At 40.6% G+C, this 8,590-nt stretch carries 11 protein-coding genes; 10 read left to right on the top strand and 1 reads right to left on the bottom strand.

All coding sequences use genetic code 11. The features are described 5' to 3' along the window. Positions 1 to 153 precede the first annotated feature (153 nt). From ED312_RS14030 to ED312_RS14010, 5 genes are all read left to right on the top strand, one after another. Positions 154 to 609, top strand: coding sequence for a lipocalin-like domain-containing protein (locus tag ED312_RS14030; RefSeq protein WP_123216647.1), 456 nt, complete (start codon positions 154 to 156; stop codon positions 607 to 609). Between the two features lie 396 nt (positions 610 to 1,005). Next, positions 1,006 to 2,106 (top strand): serine hydrolase domain-containing protein, encoded by a 1,101-nt coding sequence (locus ED312_RS14025; protein WP_123216646.1) that lies wholly within the window; start codon positions 1,006 to 1,008, stop codon positions 2,104 to 2,106. 91 nt (positions 2,107 to 2,197) lie between these two features. Further along, positions 2,198 to 2,761, top strand: coding sequence for a hypothetical protein (locus ED312_RS14020; protein WP_148044297.1), 564 nt, complete (start codon positions 2,198 to 2,200; stop codon positions 2,759 to 2,761). Positions 2,762 to 2,839: 78 nt separating this feature from the next. Beyond that, a complete protein-coding gene (locus ED312_RS14015) occupies positions 2,840 to 3,241 on the top strand; it encodes a TonB-dependent receptor plug domain-containing protein (RefSeq protein ID WP_123216644.1) in 402 nt (133 codons plus the stop codon). A gap of 164 nt (positions 3,242 to 3,405) precedes the next feature. Further along, positions 3,406 to 4,071 carry a DUF2461 domain-containing protein gene (locus tag ED312_RS14010; RefSeq protein ID WP_123216643.1) on the top strand — a complete coding sequence of 222 codons (666 nt, stop codon included), beginning with the start codon at positions 3,406 to 3,408 and terminating at the stop codon, positions 4,069 to 4,071. Positions 4,072 to 4,154: 83 nt separating this feature from the next. On the opposite strand, the gene ED312_RS14005 is transcribed toward ED312_RS14010, so the two are convergent. After that, complete coding sequence (locus ED312_RS14005) at positions 4,155 to 4,754, bottom strand: GNAT family N-acetyltransferase (protein WP_240643110.1); 600 nt, start codon at positions 4,752 to 4,754, stop codon at positions 4,155 to 4,157. A 177-nt stretch (positions 4,755 to 4,931) separates the two neighbouring features. Between ED312_RS14005 and ED312_RS14000 the strand changes: the two genes are divergently transcribed. The 5 genes from ED312_RS14000 (at position 4,932) to ED312_RS13980 (ending at position 8,534) form a co-directional block, all read left to right on the top strand. Beyond that, positions 4,932 to 5,288, top strand: coding sequence for a nuclear transport factor 2 family protein (locus ED312_RS14000; RefSeq protein ID WP_123216642.1), 357 nt, complete (start codon positions 4,932 to 4,934; stop codon positions 5,286 to 5,288). 219 nt (positions 5,289 to 5,507) lie between these two features. After that, positions 5,508 to 5,936 (top strand): ester cyclase, encoded by a 429-nt coding sequence (locus tag ED312_RS13995; protein ID WP_123216641.1) that lies wholly within the window; start codon positions 5,508 to 5,510, stop codon positions 5,934 to 5,936. A 44-nt stretch (positions 5,937 to 5,980) separates the two neighbouring features. Beyond that, positions 5,981 to 6,352, top strand: a complete 372-nt coding sequence (locus tag ED312_RS13990) for a VOC family protein (RefSeq protein WP_123216640.1) — start codon at positions 5,981 to 5,983, stop codon at positions 6,350 to 6,352. 65 nt (positions 6,353 to 6,417) lie between these two features. Then, the gene (locus ED312_RS13985; RefSeq protein ID WP_123216639.1) at positions 6,418 to 6,819 is read left to right on the top strand and encodes an SRPBCC family protein; all 402 of its coding nucleotides are present in this window, start codon (positions 6,418 to 6,420) and stop codon (positions 6,817 to 6,819) included. Positions 6,820 to 7,049: 230 nt separating this feature from the next. Next, positions 7,050 to 8,534 (top strand): TlpA family protein disulfide reductase, encoded by a 1,485-nt coding sequence (locus ED312_RS13980; RefSeq protein WP_123216638.1) that lies wholly within the window; start codon positions 7,050 to 7,052, stop codon positions 8,532 to 8,534. The last annotated feature ends 56 nt before the right edge of the window (positions 8,535 to 8,590 follow it).

The following is an 8,590-nucleotide window of genomic DNA, read 5'->3' as shown; positions in this document are numbered from 1 at the left end:
AACAATTGCGAAGCACATCAGCGAACACCATTAAAAAATGAATAACAAGTGAGTTAAATAAGAATGAACAGATGAAATCAATTTAAACACCCGGAACAGACCATGTAAATGTAATACAAAGAACAAGATTGCATCATAAACCACCAGAACCACATGAAGAAAAGAAGCTACCTGCCCATCGTTGCGGGATTCATCATACTGCAATCATGCATAACCGTAACAAAAGAAAAAAGCTCCTCCATACAAGGGACCTGGAAACTCGTTTCCGGGACCACCATACAGGATAAGGATACCGTGCATACCGATTATACCAGGAACCAGGAAATGATCAAAATCATCAACGATACCCACTTTGCCTTTTTACGGCACGACCTGAACCGCGGGAAGGACAGCAGTGCGGTCTTCGTAGCCGGGGGAGGGAAGTACACCCTTAAGGGAAATAAGTATACAGAGCACCTGGAATATTTCAATGTCAGGGAATGGGAAGGCAACAGCTTTGAACTTGAGTACGAAATAAAAGGAGATACGTTGACCACCAAGGGAATCGAAAAAGTGGAATCCCTGGGCATAAACCATATAAATATCGAAAAATACGTGAGGATGCCGTAAAGAGACGCTCCGCAATATGGAAATTGTTTTTATGTATAAGTTCCCGGACAAACCGTACCTTATTTTCTGGTGGATGATTCCCGTGGTCATGGGCTTCGGGTTTACCCAAAGAAGATGTCTTTGCACATATGAGATATATTAGCTGGATAAATACTGTTTCCCTGTTTTTAATTTTTGGCATATTGTTGTCACAATTAAGTTATCTGGTGAGTATAGTATGGGCATTATTACATAAGTCCCCGGGTGAACAAGAATAAAAATATATTTCCCACTGGCACCCGTTTGCAACGCACCTGAAAAACTTTCCTGAAAAATGTCCCTGCAACTTTTCGCTCAAACGGAAATCATTATATTTACTTTTCCCCAACAGGGAATTTTCAAAACAGACCAACGCTAATGAAACACATATTTTTCCCGGTTTTTCTTATTATTTCCCTTGTGAGCAATATCGTTTCTGCCCAAAAAGCAGAAGAAATCCGTGAATATCTCCTGAAAAAAATGCAGGAACACCAGATTCCCGGGCTACAGCTTGTCATAGTCAAAAACAATGAGATCGTGTTTTCGGAAGCATTAGGGTTGGCCAATCTTCCTTTCTCTGTGGCTGCCATGAAAAGCACAGTCTTTTCGATTAATTCCGTAGGCAAGGTCTTCACATCAACTGCCATTATGCAATTGGTGGAACGGGGCAAACTTCAATTATCAGATCCCGTATCCAAGCACCTTAAGGACTTTCCCCGTGATTGGCAAGACATCACCGTAAAACAATTGCTGAGCCATACCTCCGGCCTCCCTGATGTCGAAGCGCCGAACGGTCTTATAGGTGGCAAGGACATGGATACCGCATGGGCACTGTTACAGGAACTCCCTCTGAAAAATACTCCCGGAGAAAAATTCGACTATATAAGCACCAATTATCTTTTGCTGGGTAAGGTTATAGAACAGTGCAGCGGTGTACCTTTCGGGCAATTCATTCAGAAAAGCCAATGGGACGTCGCCGGGATGTCTGCCACCGTTTACAGTAACTCTTCCGATGTTATGGAAAACAAAAGCCCTACATATTCCTATTACTACCAGGACAAAGTGTCGGGCGAGTATAAGAAAGGAGACCGCTTGCGGGAATTGCATGAAGAATTTCCCCCGGCCTTAAGAACAGATTCCGGCGTGTTCTCCAACGCCGAGGAAATGGCGCAATGGATCGTAGCCCTGCAAACAGGAAAACTGTTGAAAAACAAGGAGACTCTAAAAACCATGTGGCAACCGGTGTCCCTGAACAATGGTGAGTATGGCGGATTCGGAGGTATTTTTACAGCCTACGGACTGGGATGGCCCGTGGTACAAAGAGAAAAACATCACGCCGTTGCCCCCATAGGTGGAGGGCGGGCCTCATTCTTCATCTATCCCGACGACGACCTGGCGATCGTTTTACTTACCAACCTGATGAGGAACGGTTCCTATAAAATTATTGAGGACGTAGCCGGATTTTTTTTAGAGGATTAAAACACTTCATATACAAAGCATTTGTAAGGCCACTAAAAAAGACTTCTTTAACATTTTTTTGAATAATTCGTCATTGAGATAAATGACTGTGATGATAAAATCATCTATTTTTTGTGCCTTCCTTACATTATCTGTTTTTCTTTGTCCTAAGGCTTCTTTTGCACAACAGATAACAATAGAACCTTTCCCTTTTATTACTACGGAAAACGATACCATAATAACAGAAAGAGGAATATATAGGGAATCAGAAAATTATGAAGTATCCACAGATTTCTTACCATCCACTTTTATAAGATTTTTAAGCAATGATCCTGTTCCCGGAAAATTAATTCTTTACTTACATCCGGATATAGACCGTTTTATAATAGAAGGTCGTAAGAATAAAAGATTCACATACTTCTTAAAAAGTCGGAAGGCAACAGATTTTATTGTGATTAATATACATGTACAGGGTATAAACACTCTTATCAATGATTTGTATATGACTGGAGAAGGAATTTTTGGTAATAAAGTTGATAACCTTAGGAAATCAAGACCATCAAAAATAAAGAAGATCGAATGTGGCCCCATTAGTTATAATCCTTTTTTGCCTGTAGGTTGCCGTGTTGGAAAGAGTGCTAATCATATCTTTAAATTTTATGAAATAATTTATTAAGTTAATTCTTTATCTTTGGTTGATACTGATTTTCAAAAGAAAATCTCGTATTTTTAATGTCAGAAATATGCAAAACCCATGAAACTAATTTGCTTTTCTATCCTTTTATGCTTTTTGAATTTAGATGCTCTTGCACAACAACAACAACCTTCGGATATCTATATAAAGGTTAAAAATCTGATGGCAGAAGAACTGCAATATACTTTAGAGCCGAAAACCAGCAAAATTCAGGAGAAAGAACAGGATGTCGCAACGACTCGGTCTGATAGTGCTAAAATACTTATATGCCAGGTATCCAATTCGTTGAATGACACACCACTTGTTATACTGGATGGGAATCCCGTTGAACCTGCCATACTCAATCGATATAAAACAGAAGATATAAAAGACGTAAAAATATTAAAAGATGCACAGGCAACCGCCGTTTACGGATCGCGGGCAAGTAAGGGAGTAATATTACTGTATTCCAAAGAAAATTAAAGTTAACGCCCGCTTCACCGTTTGCCATTTATAACTCCTCTGGAAAAACCCATTGATGCTCGTCTGCGAATGAGCACCATCACACAGAGCATTTTTAACGCCACTAAAAAAGACTTCATTAAAAGTTTAAAATCCTTAAATTTGGATAAACAAAATCCGTCAGAATGATTTCCAGAGAAACCCTTTCCTTTTTAAAGGAACTGAAAATAAACAACAATCGCGACTGGTTTAATGAAAACAAAAAACGGTTCAAGGCTGCAGAGACAGAGGTGAAAAGCACCGCCAATACCCTTTTCGAAATGCTAAAAACGCACGATGCCGTCGATAATGTAAAGCTATTCAGGATATACCGGGACGTACGTTTTTCGGCCAATAAAGAACCTTACAAAACCCATTTTGGAATAACGTTCCACAGGCAAAAACCCGAGTACCGGGGAGGGTATTACCTCCACATAGAACCCGGGAATTCCTTTATTGCCACGGGTTTCTGGAACCCCGAAAAGCAGGATCTCAATCGCATTCGTAAAGAGTTTGAAATGGACGACTCCGAAATGCGGGAAATTATGGATAATAAAACCCTGCAATCCGTTTGGGGTCAGCTAAAAGGAGACGAAGTGAAGTCAGCCCCCAAAGGCTTTAACAAAGAACATCCGGCTATAGACCTCATTAAGAAAAAGCAGTATATCTTTACCAAAAACTTTACCGATAAAGAAGTATTGAGCAAAAATTTTCTCGAAGAAGCAGATAAATCCTTCCGCGCCATACGTCCGTATTTCGACTATATGAGCGATGTGCTTACTACCGATTTAAACGGTGTTTCATTGATTTAAACCGTAAATACAAAGCAACTTAAGCGGAGGATGAGAAAAGCAAGCCAACATTAATTTCTCCGCTTTATTAGAGATGTTATGTTTTAAGCTCTTGCACATTGTAAATGTTCCATCCTTTTTCCCGCAAGGGTTTTTTCTCCCACAACCACAAAACCCAGTTTCAGGTATAATTTTTTGGCTTTAGGGTTCGTTTTATCCACTAACAACCCTAATACCTTACCTTGCTTCAGTACATATTCCGCAATCAGGAATTGCAGTATTCCCGATCCGACCCCCTTACCCTGCATATCCGGATTTACCCCGATACAATCTATGTAAAATTCACCGGGCTGCGTTTCTTTTTCCATAGTAAAATTTCTGCCGAACCTCAGTTTTACCTCATCGGCAACAGGCTTTCGCAGCGTGTCCAGCAATGCCCCGTCATAAACAAGAGCTGCCCCTGTTATGCGGTCCCCATCTTCCGCCACCCAGCAATTTTCATAAGAGTACTGGTTGCCCTCCCTGCCTGCCAGGCTTTCAAGGAAACCGGCAGCCTTTTCCGCATTTCTTTCCCCGATAATATCATAGGTGATGTCCTCCATAGCCAGCATAATACAAGCGGCTATAGCCCCGGAATCCTCTTTCTTTGCTTTTCGGATGACCATATGTCCGTTACGGTTAAAAATTTGTGCAAAGGTAATCATGTTTACGCACCGGTATAATTCGATACCGTCGTTTTCTTTTCCATCAGATTAAAGATGGAAACAAGCAGGATCAGAAATATTCATTTGAAAATTAGGAAAATGCCAATAAATTTGTATTACTTGTCAAAAGCCTGTCCCGGAGGCTGAAAAAAATAAACTGACAAGAAAATCCACAGCATGACCCCGAAAGAAATTTTACAAAAATGGATAGATGCGTTTAATGAAGCGGATTCCGAAGCTATTTCCGAACTCTATGCCGATAACGCAGTAAACCATCAAATCGCGAATGAACCGGTAATTGGTAAAAAGGCCATCAAAAAAATGTTTGCCGATGAATTTGCAACTGCCGAAATGACTTGTATCCCTGAAAATATTTTTCAAGACGGAGAATGGGCAATTTTAGAATGGAAAGATCCGAACGGGCTCCGTGGCTGTGGCTTTTTTCAGGTCAGGGACAACAAAATTGTTTTTCAGCGGGGTTATTGGGACGAACTTTCGTTTCTGAGACTCCATAACCTGCCAATTCCGGATTGAACAATAACAGGGTTAAGCCCGGACAAGGCACGTTTTATATCCATACAGGCAGAAAGTATTTGTTTGTAAACTCCGTTGTCCTCCGCGTTTGCAACGCCCTTCGGAACACTATCCAAAGTAATACGGTTATTGTTTGTAGACTAACCCCGGAAATCCTTAACTTTATGGGACAACCATACATATAAGCAAGATTATGTGTAGCATAAAAAACAATGAGGAATGGAAAAAGGACGCCAGACATTAGCAAAAATCGCCGAAACATATATGCAGGTATGGAACGCAGGAAAGGAAGATATACTGGATAACCTGGCGGATGAAAAACTAAACGTAAACTATCCGCATTTTGAAAAAACCTATGAGGGTGCCGCAGTATATAAATCCATGCTGAAAATGACCTATGATTATTTCCCCGACCTGGAGATTACCCTGGAGCGGGTCATTCCCCATTCAAAAGAAAACTGTGTAACCGTTTTATGGCAATATACCGGAACACACAAAAACGGGAATCTTTTCGGAGTCGAACCCTCAGGGAAAAAAGTAACGGTACATGGCATGACGTTGCTCGAAATAGAAAACGGATTGGTCAAAAGTGAGAGAGGAGTAGTGGACAATCTGAGCCTTGTAATGGAATTGGGAGCCTTTCCATAAATAAAAAACCTGTATCACAAAGAAAAAAGAATAAAATCCCCGGAATGAAAAATAACATAACCATCCGCAGGATCGTACCCAACATATATTCCGATAACATCGAAAAGAGCAAACAGTTTTATACCAGGTTCCTGGATATGGAACTCGTTATGGATATGGATTGGATACTCACCTTTGCCTCAAAGGAAAACCCTACTGCGCAGATATCCGTTTTTGAGAATACCAAAAAAGAAACGCTGAACAATACCGCCATATTTCTGTCTGTGGAAGTATCCGATGTAGATCAGCTCTATGAAAGAGCAAAAAAGCAAGGATGGGAAATAATATATCCCATTACCGATGAACCCTGGGGTGTAAGGCGCTTTTTCGTAAAAGACCCGAACGGGGCAACGATTAATATATTAAAGCATTTATAAAGAGTGCCCATTGTCCCCGGGTTTACAATACTCATCCCAAATTCGAATTCCGAAAATATTATAATATGTACGAACCATTTATTAAAACAAAAATCACCATCCAGGCCCCTGTTGATAAAGTCTGGGAAATACTGGTAAAAGAACAGTATACCCAACAATGGATTAATGAATTTTCGGGGGGCAATGTGGTGACCGAAGACTGGCAGTTAAACAGTAATATTGCCATGACTGATGATGACGGTACGGTACTCATGGAGGGTACCATAACCGAATTTGAGCCCAATCGCCGATTGAAAATTGAATTTGAGCATAGTGACTATACAGAGGAACTAGCCCTCTCCGAAAAAGGCAATCACACCCTTTTATCCAGCCATGCAGGCCCGGTAGACCCTGATGAACATGAACAGCATGTAGAAGTCTGGGAGAAGGGATTAAACAAAATTAAAATACTTTCAGAAGCTTTATAGCAATATCCGGGGCAAAAAATCACTTTGCAACCAAACAGGAGAAGTTCGTTCCCTGTTGCTCGGTTGTAACGGGTACCCGTCGTTCCCCTGTGTTTGTAACGCCCTTCAGAATACTCCCTGAATACAACATTCTCTTACATATCCCTGACTTTTGTAAGGGACCATGTATTTGAAAATAAATAAAATGGTGGTAAATTGTTGTCATTAAGAACTTTTGCTTAAAAAAGGAAATGAAACAAACACTACCGATTTTAATAGTTCTGTTGCAGGGCCTTACCGGCTGTCAGGAAGAAAAGAACGAAACAACCATTCAGGGAAAAATAACCGGCAATATCCCGGACATAATGGAATACACGATTCCTGTGGACGGGATTAATTACTTTGGTTTTGAAGATGCTGTGCCTGTCAATTCTTCGGGTCATTTTCAAATAAAAGTCAACACCGACCAGCTTTGCTTTATAGAATTGTCACATGGTTACGAATTTTACGGCACTGTAGTTGCCGAGCCCGGAGCAAACTATACCGTTTCTGTCAATACCGAACATACAGACAACCCCATTGAAATCGAAGGCAAGGACAAAAAAGGGCAGGAGCTGTACAATCAGCTTCACAACCGGAGCATGCTCAAAGGCCATTTCGAAGAGGAAGCCGGAAAATATCGGAAAGACACAGTAGCCACCCGGATAGAACAAAGTATCCGCAAGAGTGAAGAGGCCGAAATAGCGCCATTCCGGGAATTATTTGAAAATAAGGAGATCTCCCAAGATTTCTATCAACTTGTAAAAACAGACCGCGAATATTTTTATAAAGGAGTTCAGGGTTCCGTTGGTTTTGTTAACTTTCTTTTCAGTGAAAGACAACAAAACGCCTTAAGCAAAGATGCGTATACCAAATTATGGGGAGCAGTTTTTCAGTCACATCCCGTATCCGACCTCCGGTTGTTGAAATCCCCTTGGTTCTATCACTATGCAGAACTTTATTTACGCTATAACGACCTTATCAAGGAATCCACAAGTACAGAAACACTATCGGAGTTACATAAACAGGGAGCAATTCACACCCATAATATTGAAAATGCCAAAAAATACCTGTCGGGGAAGCAGTTAGAGTACTACATTGCGGCTTACCTCTATTATCAGGCTATCAACAAAAATTATGAAAAAGAGCTGATATCCCTGTTCGATAAGTTCAAAGAAGAATATCCCCATAGTGAGTACAGTCATTTTATCGAACCTGAAATTATACCTGTCATCGGATTTCACAAAAAGAAAAACGACCCTTTAGACAAAAACATTAAATTTCTCGAAGGCACTGATAATATCAATTCATTAAAAGATGCAGCAAAAGAATTAAAAGGAAAGAAAATCTATATAGATGTCTGGGCAACCTGGTGCGGCCCCTGTAAGAAAGAATTTAAACATAGTGCCGAATTATATGAGGCACTGACTTCCCGGGATGTCACCATATTATATATTTCCCTGGATAAAGACGAAAAAGCAGAACAATGGAAAGATATGGTTAATTACTATAACCTGAAGGGATATCATATCAGGGCTAATGAGAAGTTATGGGCCAGCCTCAGAGACCTGAGGGGCAGTGACACCTTTAGCATTCCATGGTATATCCTGGCCGATGAAGATGGTCAGGTACTCCGAAAATATGCGGGCAGCCCGTCCGACCTTGAAAAGCTGAAAAAACAATTGGAAGAAAACTAATGTGCAGGTATTTATACGCTGATATGATGGCAATTACTTCATTATCTATACATATG

This window comes from Sinomicrobium pectinilyticum (genome assembly GCF_003725735.1).
In the GTDB taxonomy this organism is placed as follows: domain Bacteria; phylum Bacteroidota; class Bacteroidia; order Flavobacteriales; family Flavobacteriaceae; genus Sinomicrobium; species Sinomicrobium pectinilyticum.
This window is presented reverse-complemented; position numbering and strand designations above follow the sequence as displayed.